The following is a 23000-nucleotide window of genomic DNA, read 5'->3' as shown; positions in this document are numbered from 1 at the left end:
GGCTAGGCGAACAGCCGCCGCCAGGTCTCCGGCCCCGGGTAGCCGTCCGCCGCGCCGCCCCGCCAGCCCTGGGAGCGCTGGAACGCCTCGACGGCCCGCCGGTCCGCTTCGCCCCAGCGCGGTCCCGGCCCGGTCGTGTAGTAGCGGCCGTACCCCTTCTTGACCAGCTGCCGCCCCAGCTGGGTGACGTAGGTGTTCTCCGCGCCGGGCCGGAACATGGCGCGGCCGGGGTAGCCGGGCACACCGTGCGAGGCGGGCACGGGCGCGCCGCCCCTGGCGGCCCGGATGTCCTTGCCCTTCCCGGTCGCCAGCAGTTCCCAGGTGCGCGGTCCGGGTACGCCGTCCGCGTCCGCGCCGCTCCAGCCCTGGGCCTTCTGGAACGCCTGGGTCGCCCGCCGGTCCGCTTCGCCCCAGCGCGGTCCCGGCCCCCTGGTGTAGTAGGCCCGGCCGCCGCGGGCGACCAGCATCTCGCCGAGCCGGGTGACGTACTTGTTGTTCGCGCCGGGTCCGAAGTAGGCCGCGCCCGGGAACGACCCGCCCCTGACCGTGGTGGCCGCCCCGCCACTCGCCGTGCCGGCGGCGAGGCCCTTGTAGCGGTAGGGAATGTATTTGTCGGAATTACTCCAGTAGGAGTACGGGGTGGCCATCCGGCGGGTGTGCGGGCGGGTCTGCTCGTAGGCCGTGTAGTAGGTGTGCGTGTAGTCCGTCCAGCCGCCGAAGATGACGACATGTGAGCCCTTCTGCGGGTCGGCGGAGTTGTGGAAGAGCAGGATGTCGCCGGGCTGCAGCTCCTCCTTCTTGATCTTCACCCCGAACTTGCCGAGGCTGCCCGTCCACTCGTTGCCCGGCAGATGCCAGGCCATCGAGACAAAGCCCGAGCAGTCCTGGCGGTAGCCGTCCGACCAGTACGTGCTCGTGCTGTACGGCACCTGGGCGGCGACCCAGGTCTTGGCCCGGTTGATGATCTCCGTACGGGTGATCGTGCGTGACTGGGCCGAGACGGCGGGCTTGCCGCTCGGCCCGTGCAGCGGGACCTGGCCGCCCTGCGGGGTGCCGGGCCCCGGGTCCCCCGGAAGGCCCGGCCGGTGCGGGGCGGGCGGAGCGGACGGCGCGGCGAGGGCGGGCGCCGCGTGGCCCGCGGCGAGGGCGGACGTGGCGGCGGCGACGACCAGGGCCCGCCGGGCGGCCGGGTGCCCGCCAAACCGACCGGGCAGCGTACGCGGGCTCACCCGCCGCCAGTGGACACATCCGGGGCACTCGCATTCGCTCACGGGATCGAATTCCTCGAAAACCGGAGTCGTCATGCGCTCCCCCTCACATTCAGGGTTGAAATGTCCGCGTCTGTGCACATTGGTCAGTTTCTCAACTGTCATCGCGGCGCGCATGTTGACGGTCCGAATGATGTACGCGCCCCGGACCGGCACCCCGGCGCCGCCTGTCGGCGGTCAGAACCACACCCCGAGGTCGGGTAGAGTTCTCGCGTCAGCAGGCGCCGCTAGCTCAGTTGGTTAGAGCAGCTGACTCTTAATCAGCGGGTCCGGGGTTCGAGTCCCTGGCGGCGCACGATGACGGCAGGCCCTTCGCACACCGAGGGGCCTGTCGCTTGTTTGGCCGGATACGCTCTGGCCATGGCAGCCCGAGACCTGCAAGAGCGGATCAAGAAGCTCATCGTCGACCGGCGACTGCCCTCGGGGGCGCCGCTGCCGACCGAGCCCGAGCTGATGAAGCTCCTCGGCGCGAGCCGGAACTCGGTGCGGGAGGCGCTGAAGGCGCTCCAGGCCGTGGGCATCGTGGACATCCGGCACGGCTTCGGCACCTACGTCGGCCCGATGTCCCTCGCCCCGATGGTCGAGGGCCTTGCCTTCCGCACGGTCGCCGGGCACCGCCGGGGCGAGGACTCCCTGCTCCAGCTGCTCGAACTGCGCGAGGCGATGGAGGCGGGGCTGGTCTCCCGGCTGGCCGGGCGGCTCCCCGAGGCCGACCTGGTTGAACTGGAGGCGCTCGTCGACCGTATGGAACAGCGGGCCGCGCAGGGAGCCGGCCTCGCCGAGACCGACCGGGCGTTTCACGCCATGCTCTACCGGGGGCTGGACAACACCCTGCTGAGCGAGGTGCTGGAGGCGTTCTGGGACGCCTTCCACCGCGTACGGCGGGATCTGGCGGAGCTGCCGCAGGACCCACGGGTCACCGGCCGCCGGCACCGGGAGATCCTGGACGCGGTCCGGTCCGGCGACTCCATACGCGCGGAGGAGGCCATAAGAGACCACTTCGGACACATCCGCGCCCGGCTGTCCCCGGCCGTCACAACGCATCCACCAAATCCCCATACACCCCATGATGAGCACGTATGACCGGTAAACACAGCGTTTCACATCTTGCGATCATGCTCGGCACCGTAGAAACCTGGTTGTTCAAGCTGCCGCCCATACGCGGCACTTGGGGGGAAGGGAACCGGTTGCCGAAGCGACGGGGAGAGGGGACCCGTCCATGAGCGGATGCCGAGGGGGGCACCCTGCAACCGGAAGGTCGCGGTTCCATGTCGATAAGGTGTGGGAGACGTGGGGGCTGTGGCCGCGACCCACCACTGACGCGCCCATGACGGTCGAGGGGGACCCGAAGGGGCGCAACGAACCGACTGACACGCGGGTTCCGCGTGTGGGGGGATGACTCATGACGTCGACGCCGACGGGCGCCCGGCAGAACCTCGACCCGTCACAGACAGCGCAGCTCCGGGTACCCGGACACCGCACCGGCAACACGGGGACATTCCGCCGGATCAAGAAGAACCTGCCGAGATACGACTACGAGCACTACAGCCGGCTGGCGGGCCCCCTCACCCAGCCCGATCCCGGCAAGCCGTACACGGTGCAGTACCGCTCGCTGCTCTCGCAGGAGCCCCATCGCATACGCGCCGCGCTCATGCTCGGCGCCGCCCCGCTGCTCTCGCTGGTCCTGCTGGCCTGGCTGCTGCAACCCGAGCACTGGACCGAACGCGACTACCCCGCCTACGACTTCCTGCCCGCGCTCGACATCGTGATGCTGGTCTCGATCGGCCTGATCGAGTTCTTCCGCTGCATGAACGTGCTGTCGAACGCGCACGCCACGCTGGTCGCCCGCGACCCCGTCCCGGTGGTTCCCGAGACCGGCACCAAAGTCGCCTTCCTGACCTCCTTCGTGCCCGGCAAGGAACCGCTGGAGATGGTCACCAAGACCCTGGAGGCGGCCGTCCGGCTGCGCCACCGGGGCCTGCTGCACGTCTGGCTGCTCGACGAGGGTGACGACCCGGAGGTCAAGGAGGTCTGCGCCCGGCTCGGCGTGCACCACTTCTCCCGCAAGGGCGTCGAGCACTGGAACCAGCCCAAGGGCCCGCACCGCGCCAAGACCAAGCACGGCAACTACAACGCCTGGCTGGAGGCGCACGGCGACGAGTACGACTTCTTCGCCTCGGTCGACACCGACCATGTGCCGCTGCCCAACTACCTGGAGCGGATGCTGGGTTACTTCCGCGACCCGGACGTCGGCTTCGTCATCGGCCCGCAGGTGTACGGCAACTACGACACCTTCGTCACCAAGGCCGCCGAGTCGCAGCAGTTCCTCTTCCACGCGCTGATCCAGCGCGCCGGCAACCGGTACGGCGCCCCGATGTTCGTGGGCACGTCGAACGCCGTGCGCATCAGGGCGATCAAGCAGATCGGCGGCCTGTACGACTCGATCACCGAGGACATGGCCACCGGGTTCGAGATGCACCGCGCCAAGAACCCGGCCACCGGCCGGAAGTGGAGGTCGGTGTACACGCCGGACGTGCTCGCGGTCGGCGAGGGCCCGAACGCCTGGACCGACTTCTTCACCCAGCAGCTGCGCTGGTCCCGTGGCACCTACGAGACGATCCTCAAGCAGTACTGGAAGGGCCTGTTCTCCCTGCCGCCCGGCAAGCTCTTCAACTACACCATGATGATCATCTTCTATCCGATGTCCGCCCTCAACTGGATTCTGGCAGCGCTGAGTTGCGCGCTGTTCCTGGGTCTGGGCGCCTCGGGTGTGAACATCGACCCCACGGTGTGGCTGATGCTCTACGGCAACGCCTCCGCGCTCCAGATCGGCCTGTACATCTGGAACCGCCGGCACAACGTCTCCCCGCACGAGCCGGAGGGCTCCGGCGGAGTCGCCGGCATGGTGATGTCCGCGCTGTCCGCGCCGATCTACGCCCGCTCGCTGATGGACGCCGTACTGCGCCGCAAGAGCAAGTTCGTGGTGACGCCCAAGGGCGAATCGGCCAGCCCCGACACGCTGTTCGGGACGTTCCGGATCCACTGGTTCTTCATCCTGGTCTTCGGCGGATCGCTCACCGCCGGCTTCGTCTTCGGGCACTCCCACCCGGCGATGATCACCTGGGCCGCCTTCGCCATGCTGATCACCGCGGCGCCGATCTTCGCCTGGCGGTACACGCTCCGGCAGGAACGCAAGCGGCCCGCGGCCGGCCCGGAGACCGACCCTGCGGTCGCCCCGCAGACCGGCGCGGCGGCCGACCCGGCGGCCGACCACGAACCGCAGGACGCGACGGGGATGCCGCCCGCGCCGCACGCCCCGCAGCAGCGGCCCACCTGGGCCGCCTCGAACGGGACCAACGAGCAGACCATGCAAATCGCCCTGGGCGGACTTGGGGGACATAAGGAATGAACGACAGTGCCGGTCGCCGCCGTGCTCGTCGACTCGCGATAGGCACGGCGGTGGTACTCGCGCTGGCCGGGATGAACGGACCGTGGCTGTACCGCTTCGGAACCGAGAAATACCACCAGTACAAGATCGACAGACCCGAGTACAAGGCCGCCAACGGCAAGTGGGACATCATCGAGTTCCCCAAGGAGTACCGCCAGCACACCATCCACGCGGCGCTCCTGCACACCGGCAAGGTGCTGCTGATAGCGGGCTCGGGCAACGACCAGGAGAACTTCGACGCGAAGAAGTTCGACAGCCGCATCTGGGACCCGGTCAAGGGCACGATCAAGAAGGTGCCCACGCCCAACGACCTGTTCTGCACCGGCCACACCCAACTGGCCAACGGCAATCTCCTCATCGCCGGCGGCACCAAGCGGTACGAGAAACTCAAGGGCGACGTCACCAAGGCCGGCGGCCTGATGGTCGTGCACAACGAGAACCCGGACAAGCCGATCACGCTGCCCGCCGGCACCAAGTTCACCGGCAAGGAGAACGGCAAGACCTTTGTGTCGAAGGACCCCGTCCTGGTGCCGCGCGCGAAGAAGGTCTTCGACAAGACGACCGGCGCCTTCCTGCGCAACGACCCCGGGCTCGGCCGGATCTACGTCGAGGCGCGACAGAGCGGCACCCAGTACGAGACCGGCACCCAGGACAACTATCGCGTCCAGGGGCTGACCGGCGCCGACGAACGCAACACCTACGGCATCGCGCAGAAGCTCGCCCTCGACAAGAAGGACTTCCAAGGGATCCGGGACGCCTACGAGTTCGACCCGGTCGCCGAGAAGTACATCAAGGTCGACCCGATGAACGAGGCCCGCTGGTACCCGACGCTGACCACCCTGAGCGACGGCCGGATCCTCAGCGTCTCCGGTCTCGACGACATCGGACAGCTGGTCCCGGGCAAGAACGAGATCTTCGACCCGAAGACCAAGAAGTGGACGTACACCCAGAAGATCCGGCAGTTCCCCACCTACCCGGCCCTGTTCCTGATGGAGAACGGGAAGATCTTCTACTCGGGGTCCAACGCGGGCTACGGCCCCGACAATGTGGGCCGCGACCCCGGCATCTGGGACGTGGACACCAATGAGTTCACCAAGCTGCCCGGGCTGAGCGACGCGGACCTGATGGAGACCTCCGGCACGGTGCTGCTGCCGCCCGCCCAGGACGAGAAGTACCTGGTGATCGGCGGCGGCGGGGTCGGCGAGTCCAAGGTGGCCAGCAAGAAGACCCGGCTGATCGACCTGAAGGCCACGAACCCGAAGTTCGTGGACGGGCCCTCGCTGGAGAAGGGCACCCGCTATCCGCAGTCCTCGATCCTGCCCGACGACACCGTGCTGGTCTCGGGCGGCTCGGAGGACTACCGCGGGCGCGGCGACTCCAACATCCACCAGGCGCGGATCTACCACCCCGACAGCAACAGCTTCACCCAGGTGGCCGACCCGCTGGTGGGCCGCAACTACCACTCCGGGTCGATCCTGCTGCCCGACGGGCGGGTGATGTTCTTCGGGTCCGACTCGCTGTACGCGGACAAGGCGAACACCAAGCCGGGGAAGTTCGAGCAGCGGATCGAGATCTACACCCCGCCGTATCTCTACCGGGACTCACGGCCCTCGCTGTCCGGCGGACCGCAGACCATCGCCCGCGGCGCCTCGGGGACCTTCACCTCGCGGAACGCCTCGACGGTCAAAAAGGTCCGGCTGATCAGGCCCAGCGCCTCCACGCATGTCACGGACGTCGACCAGCGGTCCATCGCGCTGGACTTCACCACATCCGGGGACAAGATCACGGTGACCGTACCGAAGAGCCGGACCCTGGTGCAGTCGGGGTGGTACATGCTGTTCGTGGACAACGCCCAGGGGACCCCGTCGAAGGCGGTGTGGGTGAACGTGCCGTAACGCTGCGCTGGCTCGGCCGCCTTACGACTGCGAGTTCGTTGCGGCTGAGCACGTTTCGCCCCTGGGCGCGTACGTCATGTATTCCCATTGCCCGGCGTCGGTGTCCGCCTTGGTCATCGGCTGATCCCCCGCTCGCCGGCTCAGCGTGGGGATTCTGGTTGTATGGGGCACGTCGTCAGCCCTTACCGGTTGGTGGCCACGCCCCCGGACCGGTCGCACGGTCGCGGGGGTCTGCTGACCCTGGCATCGTGCCGACAGACGAAGGCCGGAACTATCAGTCATCGCTGATAGCTCCGGCCATAGATTGACGCTACGTCAAATATGAAGCCAGGCACCATAGTTGATGAATGCCTCGGGCATCCTGCGCTTGGCTGCCTCCAGCCCGGCGTATGTCTCGCGTACCGTGGGGTGATACCGCGTCTGCTGTGGTGCCAGCTTGCGTGCCCTCAACAGGCTTTTGAACGCCGCATCCGTGCGTCCCGTCCACATCTGCGCTCGCGCCACCTCGGCGTGATGGTGTGCGAGTCGCGACGGGGGCCACCCGTCCGGGATCGTGATCTCCTGCGCGGAATGCACGGCTTCCGGATACAGGTCCAGTTCGGCCAGCACGCTGACCCGGTGGACGCCGACGTTGGTCGGTCCGAAGGACAGCCAATGCACCTTCTCGGCCGGACCGGTCCGCTCCGCGATGCGCTCTGCCTCGCTGAGGTGTCCTTCTGCCGCGTCCTTGTCCTTGTCCCGTCCAGCCAGCACGGCGGCGCCGAGGTAGAGCTGTCCCGTGACGGCATCCGTCACGCGCCCCGGCTCTGCCTGCTCGAGGGTGGCCATGCCCAACCGGACCAGCCGCTTGCCCGTCCGGTAATCGCTCGCCCGGAGATAAGCGAGTGCCCGCAAGTACTGACGCATCCCCCCCAGCACGGGGTCAGAGGCCCGCTGCGCTGCCCAGTCCATACGGTCGAGCGCCACTGTGCACAGGTCGGGGAACCCGAGTTTCGTCGTCACGTCGTACGCGGTCCGGTACGTGCTCGCGAGCAACCGCCAACTGCGGTCTGCCGGGTCCCTGTGCGCAGTTGTCGTGGCCTCGTGGATCAGGCCGGGCAGGTCGGCGGCAACCTGCTTGATGTTCGTCGCACGGACCATGGCGCACAGCCTGTCCGCGTGCGCCTCCAACTCCTCGACGGGGCGCGGAATCACGTCCGGGTCCGGGCCGAGGTCATAGATGTTCAGGGCTTCGCGAATCGGGTTGATCAGGCCGTCCAGTTGGTCCTGCCTCAGTTCTTCGAGGTAGGGCTGACCGGTCAATTCGGTGACCGCAACGGACAAGGCGCGGGCGAGTGCGCCGATCACCGAGGGACTTGGGGGCAGGATGCCCTGCTCCACCTTGGTCAAGGTGCTGTAAGAGACATGCGACAGGTCGGCCAACTCGCGTTGCGTCAACCGGCGGACCTTGCGCGTGTGCGCGATGCGTGCGCCTGTGTGCTCGTCAGTGTGCAGGGGCATACTGGTCTCCGTTCTGCATCGACACCAGAACGGTACCCCTGGCCCCGTGCCCGGGAACTGAGATCGGCCCCCGTCGCACCTGGACGGGGGCCGTTTCCTCCGGGCGTGAAGTGCGGTGATGCCGCGCGTGGACACGCCCCCGGCCGTAGGGGCTCGCCGCACCGGCTCGGACGCCTTGTGGCTGGTGGTTCGCTTCGGCTGGGTGGGCCCACGCGGTGGAGTCGCTTATCGATAGGGCCTCGTGTCCCTATGAGGTTGACGCCTTTGCCAGTTTCAGGGCGTAGGTGGGCCACCAATTGCCTGCCTTGGGGCCGCCCTTGCATTCGCCGTCGGATTCGCCGGGGCGTTTGATCCACAGGTAGGCGTCGGCCAGCGGGTCAGCCGTCTTCGTCGTCGGCGGCTCGCCCAGCGCCCGGCCCGGCGGGTTGCACCAGCGCTCGTCCGGACTGCCGCCCGTGTAGGGGCCATTGCCGTTGCGGCTGGTGTCGATGACGAAGTGCTTGCCGCCGACCTTCGCCGACAGTTGCTTGCCGTAGGCGAGGGAGTCCTCGGTGGAGTAGAAGTTGGAGACGTTGACGGCGAAGCCGTCCGCCCGGTCGATGCCGGCCCACTGGAGGGGCTGGAAGATCTGGTCGGGATGGCCCCAGCCGGCGTTGCCCGCGTCCAGGTACACCTTCGTGTTCTTCAGGGACTTCAGCTTGCCGATGGCGCCCTTGAGGAGGTCGTAGCGCTCCTCGTGGAACTCGTCCGGTGTGCAGCCGTTGACCAGGTGGAGCACGGCGTCCGGCTCCAGGACCACCGTCGCCGCCCGGTCGCCGATGCCCCGGGCGACGCCGTCGATCCAGGCGCGGTAGGCGTCACCGTCGGCGGCGCCGCCCTGTGAGTACTGGCCGCAGTCGCGGTGCGGGATGTTGTAGAGGACGAGCAGCGCCGTACGGTCGGACTCGGCGGCGGCCTCGGTGAAACCGCGCGCCTCCTGTTCCGGGTTCTCCGTGCCGATCCACTCCGCCGTCGGCTGCTCGGCGATCTTTCTGATCTGGTCGGCGTCGGCGTCCTTGCCGTCCTTCTCGTAGGCGGCGACCTGGCGGGCCGCGGTGCCGTCCGGGTTCACCCAGAACGGGTCGGCGTCCTTGGGTTGTTGGGTGATCCGGGCGCCTGCGTCGCCCGGCTTCTTCCCGTTGTCCGACGACGAGCATCCGGTGACCAGCAGTGCCGCCCCCAGCACCACCGCGGACGCCCTTGCCCGTGCCGAAGCCGGGACCCCCCTGCTGCCGTACATCCAACTCCCCCCTGGGCGCACTCCTTGCGAGGCTCAATCCTGGCATACCCGCCGTGCCGGTCACGAGGCCGCGACGGCCCTGCCGAGCTTACGGAAGGACCGGCCGGGCCGGGTGGCGGCGGGGGACATTACGCGGCGCCTCATCGGCCGGTTCCCGTCAGGTACGCCGACACCATCACGTTCGCGGCGCCCTCGCCCGCCCGTTCGGCGGCGCCGCCGCAGGTGATCAGCCGTAGCTCGGCACGGCCGGCCTCGTGCGGCCCGGCGGCCCGCCCGGCGTCGCAGCGGTCGCGCGGCAGCTCGCGTACGTCGTCCACGGTGAACTCGGCGACCGTGCCGTCGTCGCGGGCCACCCGTACCGTCTCGCCGGGCCGCAGGGCGCCGATCCGGCGGAGGACGGCGGGCCGGGTCCCGGTGTCCGCCCGGCCCACCATGACGGCGGTCCCGGCCGACCCCGGCTTGGTCCCGGCGGCGTACCAGTCCACGGCTGCGGACCGGGAGGCCGACGGCGGTCCGGCGGCGTCCTGCCCGTTCTGGCCGGCCTGCCCGTCCCGGCCGACCCGCCCGGCTTGGCCGTCCTGGCCGTCCTGGCCGCGGCCGACGACGGATGCCCGCACCCCGAGTCCGGGGATCTCCAGGCGCTGGGGCAGCGCGTCCGCCAACGGCTCGGCAGCCGTGGGCAGTTCGGGGCCGGCCGGGCGCCCCACCGCGGCCATGTCACCCGTGGCAGGACCGAACACCCCCGGCGGCACCTCGGCCGCCTCGCGGCCCCACAGCCACAGCCCGAGCAGCAGCAGCGCCCAGAACACGCCGGCGGCCAGCCGACCGGCCCCGGCGTGACGCACAGGAGGGCGCATGACGGGCGCCCTCAGTCCTTGTCGCGGCCCCGGCGGGCGCTGCGCAGCCCGACGACGACCGCGGCGAGGCCGACCAGAATGACACCGATGACCGCGTGCACCAGACCGGGGCCTGCGGAGCGTACGGCGACGGAGGCGAAGTAGGCGGTGTCGCCACCCGCCGCGTCGACCGGGGCGGAAGGCGGGGCGGCGGACGGCGCGGAGGGCGGGGCTGTGGGCGGGCCGCCGGGCCGTGCGTCGTCGGTCGGGAGCCCGGTGCCGGAGCCGTCCCCGGCGACCGTGACCGTGCCGGTGATCCGCGTACCGCCGCAGGCGATCCGCACGTCGTGGGGGCCCGCCGGGGCCGCCGGACGGATCCGGGCCCGGCCGGTGAGGACGCCGGACGAGCCGGTGAGAGTACCGGACGAGCCCATGAGGGTGGCGGACGGGCCGGTGAGGGTGCTGTCCGTGAGGAACGCGTCGGAGACCGCGGTGCCCGTGCTCGTGTCACATCCGGTGACCCGCAGGTCCACATCGGCGCCGGGGGCGGGGGCGGCCGGAGCCACCGAGACTCCGCCGCCGTCCGCCGCGTACGCCGACGGTGTGAGCGCCGCGGCGGCCAGGATCCCCGTACCGAGAGTGAGGGGTAGTGAGCCCATCGTGAAACCTCCAGTACCTGGAGGGTCCCCCGTGGGCCGTGGTCCCGCATCTTCGACGGCGTCCGACTGCGCCGTTCGGGCCACAAATGTTTCAGATGCGGTCGACGAGGTCCGCGATCGAGTCCACCACCCGGGACGGCCGGTACGGGTAGTCCTCGATGTTCTCGGGCCGGGTCAGGCCGGTGAGCACCAGGTATGTCTGCATGCCCGCCTCGATGCCGGCCAGCACATCGGTGTCCATGCGGTCGCCGATCATGGCGCTGGTCTCCGAGTGGGCGCCGATCGCGTTCAGCCCGGTGCGCATCATCAGCGGGTTCGGCTTGCCCGCGAAGTACGGCTTGCGGCCGGTGGCCTTGGTGATCAGGGCGGCGACGGCGCCGGTGGCGGGCAGCGGGCCCTCGGTGGAGGGGCCGGTCTCGTCCGGGTTGGTGCAGATGAAACGGGCGCCGCCGAGGATCAGCCGTACCGCCTTCGTCATCGCTTCGAAGGAGTACGTACGGGTCTCGCCCAGCACCACGTAGTCGGGCTCGTGGTCGGTGAGGATGTAGCCGATGTCGTGCAGAGCGGTGGTCAGTCCGGCCTCGCCGATGACGTACGCGCTGCCGCCGGGGCGCTGGTCGTCGAGGAACTTGGCGGTGGCCAGCGCGGAGGTCCAGATGTTGTCCACCGGCACGTCCAGGCCCATGCGGCTGAGCCGGGCGTGCAGGTCGCGCGGGGTGTACATGGAGTTGTTGGTGAGGACCAGGAACGGGCGGGCGGACTCACACAGCTTCTTCAGGAAGGCGTCGGCGCCGGGGATCGGCACGCCCTCGTGGATCAGTACACCGTCCATGTCGGTGAGCCAGGACTCGATGGGCTTGCGGTCTGCCATGTGCTTCGGTCTCCTGGCATGCGTACGGTCATGGGCGCCGGAACCACGGCGTACCGACGCCCCAAGAGTAAGGGCTGCCCCGAACCGGCTGGGATGGGCGGTCGGCCCACCGTGGCGACATCGTGACCGTCCACAACCCGGAGCACGCGCGCCCCTGACCTCGCCCGGCTCCGCGAGCGGGGGTGCGGGGGCTGGGAGGCGGGGGGCGGCTGCCCGGGGCGGGCGGCGCGCCAGCGTGCGCCTGGGGGCGGCAGACGCGGGCGCCACCCGGACATCACGTACCCCTGCCGAGACCGGCTCCACGCCCGGGATCCCGAGGGTGGGCAGACGACGGAGTCGGGAGGCGGGGGGCGGATGCCCCGGGGCGGGGCGGCGTAACGGCACGTGTGTCTGGGGCGGCAGACGCGGGCGCCACCCGGACATCACGTACCCCTGCCGAGACCGGCTCCACGCCCGGGATCCCGGGCGCGGGCAGACGACGGAGTCGGGAGGCGGGGGCGGATGCCCCGGGGCGGGGCGAGGCGCCAGCGTGTGCCGGGGCAGCGGGCGCGGGCGCCGCCCACACGGCACGTGCCCCTACCGAGCCTGGTTCCGCGCGTGCGGGGTGCGGAGGTTGGGAGACGACGGGGCTGGGAGGCGGGGGTCGGCTGCCCGTGATGGGACGGCACCTCCGCCTGCCTCGACCAGCTCCGCGCACGCGGGGAGTGGGAGACAGCGGTCGGCTCCCCGGGGCGGGGCAGCGCGCCAGCGTGCGCCTGGGGGCGGCGGGCCCTGCCGGACACCCGCCGACCGGGGACGGCACCGCCCCGCACCGACACTCGTGCCGGGCCGAGCGCCCGCCCGGCCCGGCAAGGGCCCCGCCTCCGGCGACACCGCCCACCCAGCCCGTAGCGCCGGACCCACTCAGGCCGTAGCGCCGGACCCACCCAGCCCGTAGCGCCGGACCCACTCAGGCCGTAGCGCCCGACCCGACCAGGCCGTAACGCCGCACCAACCCCGCGCCGTACCACCGAACCCGGCCCCTGGCACCGCCCCCGCCCGCCCCCTGGCACCGCCCCCGCCCGGCGGCCGGCGCGGTGGCCGGCGTCAGCCGTCCCGGCGTCCGAACAGGGGCGCCGGCATCAGGTGCGCCCCGCGCGACCCCGCCCCCCGCGACCCCGCCCCCCGCGCGACCCCCCGGCTTCCGCCGGCCGCGAGCCGGACCGGGGTCGCGTCGCCGGGCGTCCCCTCGCGCCGCGCCGGGCCCGCTCCGCCAGGACGGCCACCACCCCCGTACGAACTCCCCCGGCGCCCGCCGCCACGGTCCGGCCGCCCAGCAGCAGGTTGGACTTTGGTGACAGGGTTGCGAAAGTGGACGCATGACAACTGGTACGACTGGCACCCCCCTTCGCGTGGGCCTGATCGGCTACGGCCTGGCGGGCTCCGTCTTCCACGCCCCGCTGATCGCCGCCACCGGGGGCCTCACCCTCGACACGGTGGTCACCGCGAACCCCGAGCGGCAGGAGCAGGCCCGCGCCGCGTTCCCGGACGTCCGGCTCGCCGCCCGTCCCGACGAGCTGTTCGACCGCCCGGACGAGCTGGACCTGATCGTCATCGCCTCGCCGAACAGGACACACGTCCCGCTGGCCACCGCCGCCCTCAAGGCGGGCCTGCCGGTCGTGGTGGACAAGCCGCTCGCCGGGACGGCCGCCGAGGCCCGCGAGCTGGCCGTACTCGCCGAGCAGCGCGGCCTGCTGCTGTCGGTCTACCAGAACCGCCGCTGGGACAACGACTTCCTGACCCTGCGCAAGCTGCTGGCCGAGGGCGCGCTGGGCGACGTGTGGCGGTTCGAGTCACGCTTCGAGCGCTGGCGCCCCCAGCTCAAGGGAGGCTGGCGCGAGTCCGGCGACCCGGCGGAGATCGGAGGTCTGCTCTACGACCTCGGCAGCCATGTCGTCGACCAGGCCCTGGTCCTGTTCGGCCCGGCCACCCGGGTGTACGCGGAGTCGGACGTACGCCGCCCGGGCGCCGAGACCGACGACGACACCTTCATCGCGCTCACGCACGCCGGCGGCGTCCGCTCCCATCTGTATGTCTCCGCGACGACCGCCCAACTCGGGCCCCGCTTCCGGGTGCTCGGCTCCCGTGCCGGCTATGTGAAGTACGGCCTCGACCCGCAGGAGGCGGCCCTGCGCGAGGGGCGGCGGCCCGGCTCCGGCTGGGGCGCCGAACCCGAATCCCTGTGGGGCCGGCTCGGTTCGGGCGAGTCCCCGCTCACCGGCGGCGGCACCCCCGTACCCACCCTGCCCGGCGACTACCCGGCGTACTACGCCGCAGTGGCCGACGCCCTGACCGGCGCCGGCCCCAACCCGGTCACCGCGCACGCGGCGGCCGAGGCCCTCGACGTACTGGAGGCGGCACGTCGCTCCGCCCGCGACGGCGTGGCGGTGACGCTGTGAGCCATCACCCGCGCGTCACCCCGCGTTCCACACCCGAACTGACCCCTAGCATCGAGGAGTTGGAGGCGCAGGAACGTCGGCTGGTGTTCCGCCGGTTCAGCTGCGAGGACGCCTGGGCGCTCGGCTCGCTGCTGGTGGAGCTGGCCCGGGAGCGGCAGGCCCCGGTGGCCGTCGACATCCATCGCGCGGGCCAGCAGCTCTTCCACGCGGCGCTGTCCGGGGCCACCCCCGACAACGACGCGTGGATCGCCCGCAAGCGCCGCGTCGTGGAACGCTACGGCGCCTCCTCCTATCTGGTCGGCGCGCGCTTCAGGGCCAAGGGCACGACGTTCGAGGAGTCCTCCCGGCTCGACCCCGATGTGTACGCGGCGCACGGCGGCTCGTTCCCGATCACGGTCGCGGATGTGGGTGTGATCGGCGCGGTCACCGTCTCCGGCCTGCCACAGCTCCAGGACCACCGTCTGGTGGTGGAGGCGCTGGAGCGGTTCCTGGGCCATTAGCGCGCCCCGGGACTATCCCGAGGCTTCCTCCGGTTGAATCGCCGTAACGGACAGCGATCATGGAATGACACCCACCCGGAGGGAACGGAACATGAGCACCGCCCTGAAGGAAAAGGTCGGCCGGTACGGCATCTGGAGCCTGGGACTGCGCTCGGAGGAACCGGGCCTGCGCGCCGAACTCGCCGAGGCCGCCGCCGAACTGGAACAGCTCGGGTTCGGCGCGGTCTGGCTGGGCGGCAGCAGCGCCCCCCGGCACGCCCTGCCGCTGCTTGCGGCCACCTCCCGGCTCACCGTCGGCACCAGCATCCAGAGCATCTGGGACTACGACGCCGACACCAGCGCCGCGGGCTTCGCCGAGGTGGAGTCCGCGCACCCGGGCCGTTTTCTGCTCGGCCTCGGGGTGAGCCACGCCAAGCTCGCCGAGCAGTACCGCCGCCCGTACTCGGCCCTGGTCGCCTATCTGGACGCGCTGGACGCGGCCGGGGTGCCCGCCGGGCGCCGGGTCCTGGCCGCGCTCGGCCCGAAGACCCTGGAACTGTCCCGCGCTCGGGCGGCCGGCGCCATCCCCTATCTGGTCACCCCCGAGCACACCGCGCAGGCCCGCCAGATCCTGGGCGAAGAGGCCCTGCTGGCACCGGAGTTCAAGGTCGTCCTGGAGACCGATCCGGACCGTGCCCGAGCCCTGGCCCGGGACAGCCTCGCCATGTACCTCGCCCTGCCCAACTACACCAACAGCTTTCTGCGGCTCGGCTTCACCGAGGACGACCTGCACAACGGCGGCAGCGACCGGCTGATCGACGCGCTGTACGCCTGGGGCGACGAGTCCCGGATCCGCGAGCGCATCACCGCCTTCCACGAGGCGGGCGCCGACCATGTCGCCCTCCAGGTGATCGACGCCACCCCCCGCAACGCCCTCCCCCGATCCTCCTGGCGCACCCTGGCCGCCCTCCTCAACCAACGCACCTAACGGCACCCCCAAGGTGGCGCAAGGAACCGAGCGCCCAACCACCCACAACCCGAACCCGAACAACTGCCAGCTTCCCCCCGTGGGGGCCCGATCCGCAGCCCGGCCGCGTCCAGCACGGGCAGGTCGCCGCCCTCCGCGGCGGCCCGGACCCGGCCGAGCGCGGCCTCGTCGACGAGCAGCGTCCCGTCGAGGTCGTCGGCGAACCCCGCCAGGATCCTCGATCGCCGGCACCCGTGACCGGTGGGCGCGGCCATCGGAGGACTGGTCGATCCTCCAAGGCCGCCGTCCGTCCGCAACACCCGGTTCACATACTGGACCCACCCGGCGCCTACACCCAGCCACCGCCCACACCCGCCGCCCACCAATGGAGCAAACCTCGGCCGTCAGGCTATGGGGTCGGGCCGGTCGGCGGGGACGGCGCGGCGCGGCGGGTAGCCCGGGTTGAGGAAGAGCGAGGGGAACGACGCCGAGTAGGTGCGCCCGTCGGTGTTGGACGATGTTCGGCATTCCTCTCGCCGAAATGGGGTTCGAGGTTCCCCGGCATCGCGTGACGGTTCCCGCGCCAGTAAGCGACGCTGGAGACGTGAAGCGGAGGACGTTCGTCGCTGACGCCGGGGCGCTCGCAGCAGCAGCACTTGTTCCTGCCCGCCCTGGGCCACGGATCGGCACAACCGATATTGCACGGCTGCGCACGAGACTCGATGGCTTGTATGAGACCGACCACACTTCGGGCAGCGTGCCTGCCATGACCCAAGCGCGCCGGACCGAGGACGAGATCACGGGCGCGCTCGGCGCCTCGTCGTACACCAGCCGCGTAGGGCGGGAGTTGCAGACGATGCTCGCCGAACTGCACGGCCACCGCGCCTGGTACGGCTACGACGGCGGGCACACCGATCAGGGCCGCGCCGCCTGTATGGAGGCACTTGCAGCGGCGCAGCTTGTCGACAACCCGCTGCTACAGGTCTCTGTACTGGAGACGCTCGTACTCCTTGCAATCAAGGCGGAGCGCGCGTGGGAGGCGGCAAGCGCGGTCGAGACTGCCTACCTACTCGCCACCCGAGCGGGAGCCGGTCACACCGTCCACCTGGTCATCGCACTGCGCGACGCCAACGTAGCCACGCACACGGGAGATCTGGCAGGTGCGCGCCGTGCCCTGAGCCGAGCTGTCAGTTACCAAGGGCGCGCAGACACCGACTCGGAGGTACCCAACTGGGCAAAGTTCGTCGGACCGTTCGAGGTGGACTACGCCACTGCCGACATGTACATACGAGCCGAGCAGCCCGAACGTGCAGTGCCGTTCCTGCGTGCCGCCGTGCGCGGCATCGGTGGTGACCTCGCCCGCAACAGTGCCTCGTATCGGGTGAAACTCGCGGGTGTGCTCCTCGATGCCGGGGAGGTCGATGAGGCGTGCGCGGAGATGAGCGCCGTACTGGACGCGTGTGGCGGGATCTCCTCGCCACGACTACTGGCCAAGATCCGGTCCTTTCAGCGCGCTGCCGCCCGGGTGGACAGCACGGCAGCCCATGAGTGCGGCGAACGTATCCGCGAGACCGTCCTAGGGGGCGCCACATGACGCAGAACGGAACCATCACGGTCGAGGGCCTGAACGGGCATGCCGCCCAGCAGGCCGAAGACGCGTTTCCGGCTGGTCTACGCCGAGGTGTTCGCCGAGCCGCCCTACAACGAGAGCGAGAGGGACGTCACAGCCACCTTTCAGCGCTTCCGCTCACAGACCCGCAAAGCCACCTTCCGCGCCACCCTGGCCCGCAGCGAGGGCGGCGAACCCGTCGGCATCGCCTACGGCTACCCGCTCACCGCAAACACGGGATGGTGGGATCAGCTCACCGAGCCGGTGCCTGACGACCTGCGCCGCGAAGACGGACACCGAACCTTCGGGCTCATGGAACTTGCCGTGCGCAAACGGTGGCGCGGGCAGGGCGTCGCTCGGCGGCTGCACGAAACGCTGCTCGACAGTGTCGAGGTCGATCGGGTGCTGCTCAATGTCCACCCCGGGAGCAAAAGCGGCGTCGGCTGCGTACCGCGCGTGGGGATATCGCAAGGTGGGCGAGGCCCGCCCGTGGGAGGGCGCGGACCTGCATGACGTGATGCTGCTCACCCTGCGGTAACCCGCTCGCGCGCGGAGAAGGGCGCGACCGGTCGCGTGCCGACACCGGACCGCTGAGCGGGGCACGACGGGGACGCGGGGGACGCTGCTTGCGCCCCCAGGCATCCCCTGGTCATCCCCGGAGACGACAGCGCCCCGGATCATCGCTGGCCACCCGTGCGAGGGCGTACGACGGCCCGAGCAGCGCCGAGCCGAGACAGTGCCGATCCACGCCGACACGGTGCGTGCACTCATCGACGCGGCCCCCGGCCGGTACCGCGCCTTGGTGACCGTTGAGTTTTCCGGTCAGGGAACTTGATCACCGATAGAGCACGGCGCGTTCGACCGTGGTCCATGTCGTGCTGGTGACCACGTACAGTGCGGCGGCCAGCGGGACCACGGCCACGGTCAGCAGGGTGAAGTACGACAGGAACGGCATGACCCGGCCGACCGCCGCGAGCCCGGGGGTCTGCCCGGTGCCGGCCGGCGCGGCGGCCGGCACCGGCGCGTCGGCCGCGGTCATCCGCTTCGTCCGCAGGTAGTTGAAGGTCGCGACGGCGGTGACGACGGCGAACAGGCCGAGGTAGACGGTGCCCGCCGCGCCGAACGGGCCGCCGTCGGCGAGGGCGTCCGCCCACCGTCCGCCGAGCGGCGCGGCGAACAGCTCGTGCGTGAGCAGCCCGTTGGCCCGCCCGCCGATCGTCGCGCTGGAGAAGAGGTGGTAGAGGAGGAAGAAGGCGGGCAGCTGCAACAGGCTGGGCAGACAGCCGGACAGCGGTGACACCTTCTGCTCGGCGTGCAGTTCCAGCACGGCCTGCTGGAACGCACGCGGGTCCTTGCCGTGTTTCTCGCGCAGCTCGGCGATCCTGGGCTGGAGCGCGGCCCGGGCTCGCTGTCCGCGCGCCGCCGCCCGGGACAGCGGATGCACCAGCAGCCGGACGAGCGCGGTGAACAGGACGATCGCGGCGGCGGCAGCGGAGGCGTGGAAGAACGGTCGGAGCAGTTCGGCGAGCTGCTCGACGAGGGTGGCGAAAACGGACATGGGTGAGCCCTCCGTGGGGTCTCGTCGTGCCGGGGTCGGATGTGCGTGGCGGCATGACGACCCGCGCGGGGTCACGTATGGGTCCGGATGTCCGGGTGTCTGGGTATGTCCGGGTGTCCGGTTGGGCCCTACGCGGTGGTCGCCGGGAGGGCGTGCCCGGGCGCCCTGGGCCGTGGCCGGCCCGCGGCGTCGGGGTCCCGCTGCGGCAGGAAAGCCGTACGGCGGGCCCGGTCACGGATGGCCGTACGGACCCGGGTGGTTGGTATGGCGGGGACGCAGCGGGCGGCGATCAGAGCGCAGACGGCGAGCGCGGACGCGGCGGCGGCGGTCGCGGCGAGCGCGACCGTGGCGGACAGTGCGCCGGTGTCGAGCAGGGCGACTTCCAGCAGCAGAAGCAGAAGGACGGCGGCGGGACGCAGGGTGGACCAGCTGCGGACCATCGATCACCCTCCCCTCGCGCGCTCATGCGTTGCCGTGTCGCCGTTCGGCTCAGGCGTGCCGTGCTGATCGGTTATACCCGATCCCCTTGCTGCACCCGATCCTCCGCCCGCTCGGGTTCCCGTCCCTGCCCTGGCTCCCCCGGCTGACCGGGCTCGATCACCAGGGGCTCCAGCAGCCGTTTCGGCTTCAGCAGCGCCCGGCTGACCGGATCGGCCGGGTCGGGGTCGAGTCCGGGGCCCGGCACGATGACAACGTCCCCGACGGGCACGACAGTTCCGCAGGCCGGGCATTCGCCGTACGGCCCGAGTTCCGTACCGCAGTCCACGTGCTCGAACGCGCGCAACTGCCTGTCCATGAAGTGCTCGCGGCCCCACAGGGCGAGGGCCCGCAGCGCCGGCCACAGCGCGATGCCGCGCTCGGTCACGACGTACTCGTCCCGCGGCGGCGACTCCTGGTAGCGGCGCCGGTCGAGGATGCCCTCCTCGGTCAGCGCCTTGAGCCGGGCCGACAGGACGGCGCGCGGGATGCCGAGGTGGCCGAGGAAGTCGTTGTAGCGCCGGACGCCGTAGATCGCGTCGCGGACGACGAGGAGCGTCCAGCGTTCGCCGACGATCTCCAGCGCGCGGGCGATGGAGCACTCCTGTGTCACGTAGTCCTTGCCCAGTGCCATGGACACCACCTTAGCCACTTTCCGACACCTTGGTTCAATGACCGAATCGACAGTGTTACGGTAACGCACATGGCTAGGTTCAATGAAAGAACCCTCATGGGCGCGACCTCCCGGAGTACCCCGCCCAGCACACACACGGCGCACGCGGCGGACTTTGCGCACTCTGCGGACTCGGCGGACTCGGCGCGCCCTGCGGAGTCGGCGGACTCTGTGGAGTCGGCGGACTCTGTGGAGTCGGCGGACTCTGTGGAGTCGGCGGACTCTGTGGAGTCGGCGGACTCTGTGGAGTCGGCTGAGTCTGTGGAGTCGGCTGAGTCTGTGGAGTCGGCTGAGTCGGCCCCGCGCTCCCGCCCGACCGCCACCCTGGTTCTGACCAGCGCCGCGACCGCGGTGTCCCTGATGACGTACACGGCGCCGATGGTCACGCTGCCGGACACCGCGGCGGCCCTGCACACCCCCCTGTCCGCCCAGGCGTGGCTCCTGAACGGCGCCCCGCTGGGCCTTGCCGCGCTGCTCCTGGTGGCCGGCAGCCTCGCCGACGACTACGGCCGCCGCCGGGTCTTCCTCTCCGGCACGCTGGCCCTCGGCATCGCCACGGCCCTCGGCGGGCTGGCGACGTCGACCTGGGCCTTCACCCTGGCCCGTGTCGCCCAGGGCGCGGCGAGCGCGGCGCTCCTGGCGAGCGGCCTCGGCCTGCTGGTGGCGGCGTTCCCGAGCCCGCGCGGGCGGCTGCACGCGACCGGTGTGTGGGGCGCGTTCGTGAGCGGCGGCATCGCGGCCGGCCCGCTGGTCTCCGGCGCGCTGCCCGACTGGCGGGTGGCGTACGGCGTCCTGGGCGCGGCGGCCCTGCTCGTCGCGGGGCTGGGCGTCCGCGTACTGTCCGAGTCACGCTCGCCCAGGGGCGGCCGGCCGGACACCGCCGGGGCCACGGCCTTCGGGCTGGCGCTGGTCGCCCTGGTCGCGGCGCTCACCCTGGGCCGGGACGGCTGGCTGCGGGCGCCGGTGGGACTGCTGCTGGCGGCGACCGTGGTGCTGGTGGGGATCTTCACGGTCGTGGAACGGCGGGTACGCACCCCGATGATCGACCTCGGTCTGCTGCGCAGCCCCCGTTTCCTGGCGTCCTCGGCCGGCGGCCTGTTCACCGGGCTCGCGGTGATAGGTCTGTTCAGCTATCTCCCGGCGCTGATGCAGCAGACGCTGCATCTGTCGCCGATGGACACGGCATGGCTGTTCCTGCTCTGGTCCGGACTGTCCTTCGCGGTGGCGCTCCAGGCGAAGCGCCTTTCCGGACGCGTGTCGCCGCGCGGCCAACTGGTGGTCGGCTTCCTGCTCCACGCGGTCGGCGTGGTCACGATGCTGGGCGCGGTGGACGCGGACTCCTGGGTCCGGCTGCTGCCGGGGCTCATGCTCAGCGGGGCGGGCAGCGGTCTGCTGAACGCCGCGCTTCCGCTGCTGGCGGTGGAGTCGGTACCGGTCGAGCGGGCGGCGATGGGTTCGGGCGCCCAGCAGACGTTCCGCTACATCGGCTCCTGCGCGGGCGTGGCCCTGACCATCGCCCTGGCCACGTCCTCCGGCGCGGGCCTGTCCCACGGCGCGGACGTGGCCATGACGGTATCGGCCGGCCTGGCACTGGCGGGCGCGGCGAGCGTACTGGCACTGCGGGAACGGGGGTGACCGAAGCCGCGCGATCAACAAGCGGGACGGTTCGGCGGGCGGCGACCGGTAATGGGGGCGGTGCCCGCGGAGGAACCGCGCGGCCGGGGGTCCGTGCCGCGGGGGGTCCGTGCCGCCGGGGATCCGCGCCGCAGGGGGCCCGTGCCCGCGGGACGCCTGCCCGCCGCGGCTCCGCACCCGCCAGGGGCCCGCGCCCACGGGGGTGCCCGCCAGGGGTCCGCACCCTCCGGGGGAACGCCCCCGTGGGCCCGCCGCGCCTTCGCGCCCCGACCGTCACCGGGACCGCGGTCGCGTCGACAGCAGCTTCCCCCACACCACCATCCGGTACCGGGAGGTGAACTCCGGGGTGCAGGTGGTCAGGGTGATGTAGTGGCCCGGCTCGACATAGCCGTACCGGGGCCTGACGACCGAGCGCGGTACCGGCCGTAGGACACCCGCGTCACGTGCCGACGTCCGCGGCAGGATCGTGTCGACGGCGTACGTGTACGTCGCCGCGCCCGTCGCCACCTCGATGGTGTCCGCGGCCCGCAGCCGGGGCAGTCGACGGAACGGCTCCCCATGCGTGTTCCGGTGCCCGGCGAGCGCGAAGTTGCCCGCCTGGCCGGGCTGTTGGGTGCCGGGGTAGTGGCCGACGTATCCCTTGTCGAGCACTTCCCGCCTGTCGATGCCCTCGGCGACCGGCACCCGCAGCCCCAGCCGCGGAATGCTCAGCACGGCGTACGCCTGGGAGCGGCCGGGCCGGGACGCACCGGCGGCGGTGTACGACCGCTGCCCGGCCGTGGCGCCCGACGGGCTCGCCGACGGCGCGGACGACGCGGTCGGCGCCGCCGGGCCCGTGCCGAGGTCCGCGGGGCCGCCGGCGTCCCACTCCCGCTCCAGCGCCTCCACCTTCCGCTCGGCCCCCTGTCCGGCCTCCCGGTTCGTCCACCACAGCTGGTGCACGACGAGCAGCAGCAGGACGACCCCGACGGTCACCAGGACCTCGCCCCCGCCCCACAGCACCCGCCGACGACAGGCACGCCGCCACCGCGTGCCGTCGGCCACGACCGGCACCCCACGCACACCGAAAGCCCGCATACACCACCCGCCTCCCACCGCGCCCACTCTCAAGGCCACTGCCCACACCGGCACCACCGGCGCCACCGGCACACGGAAGTCGCCGCACCACTGGCGCCACCGGCACACGGAAGTCGCCGCACCACTGGCGCCACCGGCACACGGAGGTCGCGCACCAGCGACGTCACCGGCACCACCGAAGCCGCCCGCACCACCGAAGCCGCCCGCGCGCCCGCACCCCCGCACCGCTCCCGCCCCCGCGACGCCCGCACGATAGGCGCACCACCGCCAACCCACCAGAGCCCCACCCCAACTACCCGCACCCCACTACCGAAACCACCCCCCACCACCG

Annotated in this window: 17 protein-coding genes, 1 tRNA gene and 3 pseudogenes; 10 read left to right on the top strand and 11 right to left on the bottom strand. The window is 71.4% G+C overall.

All coding sequences use genetic code 11. The features are described from left to right. Positions 1-2: 2 nt before the first annotated feature. Positions 3-1304, bottom strand: a complete 1302-nt coding sequence (locus ABT245_RS25705) for a peptidoglycan-binding protein (protein ID WP_351737400.1) — start codon at positions 1302-1304, stop codon at positions 3-5. A gap of 185 nt (positions 1305-1489) precedes the next feature. On the opposite strand from ABT245_RS25705, the gene ABT245_RS25700 reads away from it, so the two are divergent. The 4 genes from ABT245_RS25700 (at position 1490) to glxA (ending at position 6611) form a co-directional block, all read left to right on the top strand. Beyond that, positions 1490-1563 (top strand) — tRNA-Lys (locus tag ABT245_RS25700). 65 nt (positions 1564-1628) lie between these two features. Further along, entirely contained in the window at positions 1629-2351 is a 723-nt protein-coding gene (locus tag ABT245_RS25695; protein WP_351737398.1) for a FadR/GntR family transcriptional regulator, read from the top strand. A gap of 319 nt (positions 2352-2670) precedes the next feature. Further along, positions 2671-4677, top strand: a complete 2007-nt coding sequence (locus ABT245_RS25690) for a glycosyltransferase family 2 protein (protein WP_351737396.1) — start codon at positions 2671-2673, stop codon at positions 4675-4677. Beyond that, a complete protein-coding gene (gene glxA / locus ABT245_RS25685) occupies positions 4674-6611 on the top strand; it encodes a radical copper oxidase GlxA (protein WP_351737394.1) in 1938 nt (645 codons plus the stop codon). Before ABT245_RS25690 ends, glxA begins: the two co-directional genes overlap by 4 nt. 315 nt (positions 6612-6926) lie before the next feature. Here the strand turns inward: glxA and ABT245_RS25680 are convergent, their stop codons facing one another. The 5 genes from ABT245_RS25680 to ABT245_RS25660 all read right to left on the bottom strand — a co-directional run bounded on the left by ABT245_RS25680 (position 6927) and on the right by ABT245_RS25660 (position 11756). Further along, positions 6927-8111, bottom strand: coding sequence for a helix-turn-helix domain-containing protein (locus tag ABT245_RS25680; protein WP_351737392.1), 1185 nt, complete (start codon positions 8109-8111; stop codon positions 6927-6929). Positions 8112-8358: 247 nt separating this feature from the next. Then, on the bottom strand, positions 8359-9390 hold the full coding sequence (locus ABT245_RS25675; RefSeq protein WP_351737390.1) for a glycoside hydrolase family 6 protein: 1032 nt from the start codon (positions 9388-9390) through the stop codon (positions 8359-8361). Between the two features lie 140 nt (positions 9391-9530). Then, on the bottom strand, positions 9531-10247 hold the full coding sequence (locus ABT245_RS25670; protein ID WP_351737388.1) for a sortase domain-containing protein: 717 nt from the start codon (positions 10245-10247) through the stop codon (positions 9531-9533). Between the two features lie 11 nt (positions 10248-10258). Beyond that, positions 10259-10885: a hypothetical protein gene (locus ABT245_RS25665; protein ID WP_351737386.1), complete on the bottom strand. Its 627-nt coding sequence runs from the start codon at positions 10883-10885 to the stop codon at positions 10259-10261. A gap of 91 nt (positions 10886-10976) precedes the next feature. Beyond that, positions 10977-11756, bottom strand: a complete 780-nt coding sequence (locus ABT245_RS25660) for an HAD-IIA family hydrolase (RefSeq protein WP_351737384.1) — start codon at positions 11754-11756, stop codon at positions 10977-10979. 1358 nt (positions 11757-13114) lie between these two features. Between ABT245_RS25660 and ABT245_RS25655 the strand changes: the two genes are divergently transcribed. From ABT245_RS25655 to ABT245_RS25645, 3 genes are all read left to right on the top strand, one after another. After that, positions 13115-14194, top strand: coding sequence for a Gfo/Idh/MocA family oxidoreductase (locus ABT245_RS25655; protein ID WP_351737382.1), 1080 nt, complete (start codon positions 13115-13117; stop codon positions 14192-14194). Further along, positions 14191-14694, top strand: coding sequence for a heme-degrading domain-containing protein (locus tag ABT245_RS25650; RefSeq protein ID WP_351737380.1), 504 nt, complete (start codon positions 14191-14193; stop codon positions 14692-14694). The genes ABT245_RS25655 and ABT245_RS25650 overlap by 4 nt, the downstream gene beginning before the upstream one ends. A 91-nt stretch (positions 14695-14785) precedes the next feature. Further along, positions 14786-15661, top strand: coding sequence for an LLM class F420-dependent oxidoreductase (locus ABT245_RS25645; RefSeq protein WP_351737378.1), 876 nt, complete (start codon positions 14786-14788; stop codon positions 15659-15661). Positions 15662-15726: 65 nt separating this feature from the next. Here the strand turns inward: ABT245_RS25645 and ABT245_RS25640 are convergent. Then, positions 15727-15858 (bottom strand): annotated as a pseudogene (locus tag ABT245_RS25640) (fumarylacetoacetate hydrolase family protein); the annotation flags it as partial. 272 nt (positions 15859-16130) lie between these two features. Here ABT245_RS25640 and ABT245_RS25635 point away from each other — a divergent pair. Further along, positions 16131-17234: pseudogene (locus tag ABT245_RS25635) on the top strand (NsdA family TPR-like regulatory protein); the annotation flags it as partial. Beyond that, positions 17231-17787, top strand: a pseudogene (locus tag ABT245_RS25630) (GNAT family N-acetyltransferase). The pseudogenes ABT245_RS25635 and ABT245_RS25630, both read left to right, overlap by 4 nt. A gap of 297 nt (positions 17788-18084) precedes the next feature. On the opposite strand, the gene ABT245_RS25625 reads toward ABT245_RS25630, so the two are convergent. The 3 genes from ABT245_RS25625 to ABT245_RS25615 all read right to left on the bottom strand — a co-directional run bounded on the left by ABT245_RS25625 (position 18085) and on the right by ABT245_RS25615 (position 19918). Continuing rightward, the gene (locus tag ABT245_RS25625) at positions 18085-18807 is read right to left on the bottom strand and encodes a YidC/Oxa1 family membrane protein insertase (protein WP_351737374.1); all 723 of its coding nucleotides are present in this window, start codon (positions 18805-18807) and stop codon (positions 18085-18087) included. A 128-nt stretch (positions 18808-18935) separates the two neighbouring features. Then, positions 18936-19247 (bottom strand): DUF6412 domain-containing protein, encoded by a 312-nt coding sequence (locus ABT245_RS25620; protein WP_351737372.1) that lies wholly within the window; start codon positions 19245-19247, stop codon positions 18936-18938. A gap of 71 nt (positions 19248-19318) precedes the next feature. Next, complete coding sequence (locus tag ABT245_RS25615; protein WP_351737370.1) at positions 19319-19918, bottom strand: winged helix-turn-helix transcriptional regulator; 600 nt, start codon at positions 19916-19918, stop codon at positions 19319-19321. A gap of 318 nt (positions 19919-20236) precedes the next feature. On the opposite strand from ABT245_RS25615, the gene ABT245_RS25610 reads away from it, so the two are divergent. Next, the gene (locus ABT245_RS25610) at positions 20237-21592 is read left to right on the top strand and encodes an MFS transporter (RefSeq protein WP_351737368.1); all 1356 of its coding nucleotides are present in this window, start codon (positions 20237-20239) and stop codon (positions 21590-21592) included. Between the two features lie 273 nt (positions 21593-21865). Here the strand turns inward: ABT245_RS25610 and ABT245_RS25605 are convergent, their stop codons facing one another. Further along, entirely contained in the window at positions 21866-22669 is an 804-nt protein-coding gene (locus ABT245_RS25605; RefSeq protein WP_351737366.1) for a class E sortase, read from the bottom strand. Between the last annotated feature and the right edge of the window lie 331 nt (positions 22670-23000).

It is taken from the genome of Streptomyces sp. NPDC001508 (genome assembly GCF_040298665.1).
In the GTDB taxonomy this organism is placed as follows: Bacteria; Actinomycetota; Actinomycetes; order Streptomycetales; family Streptomycetaceae; genus Streptomyces.
This window is presented reverse-complemented; position numbering and strand designations above follow the sequence as displayed.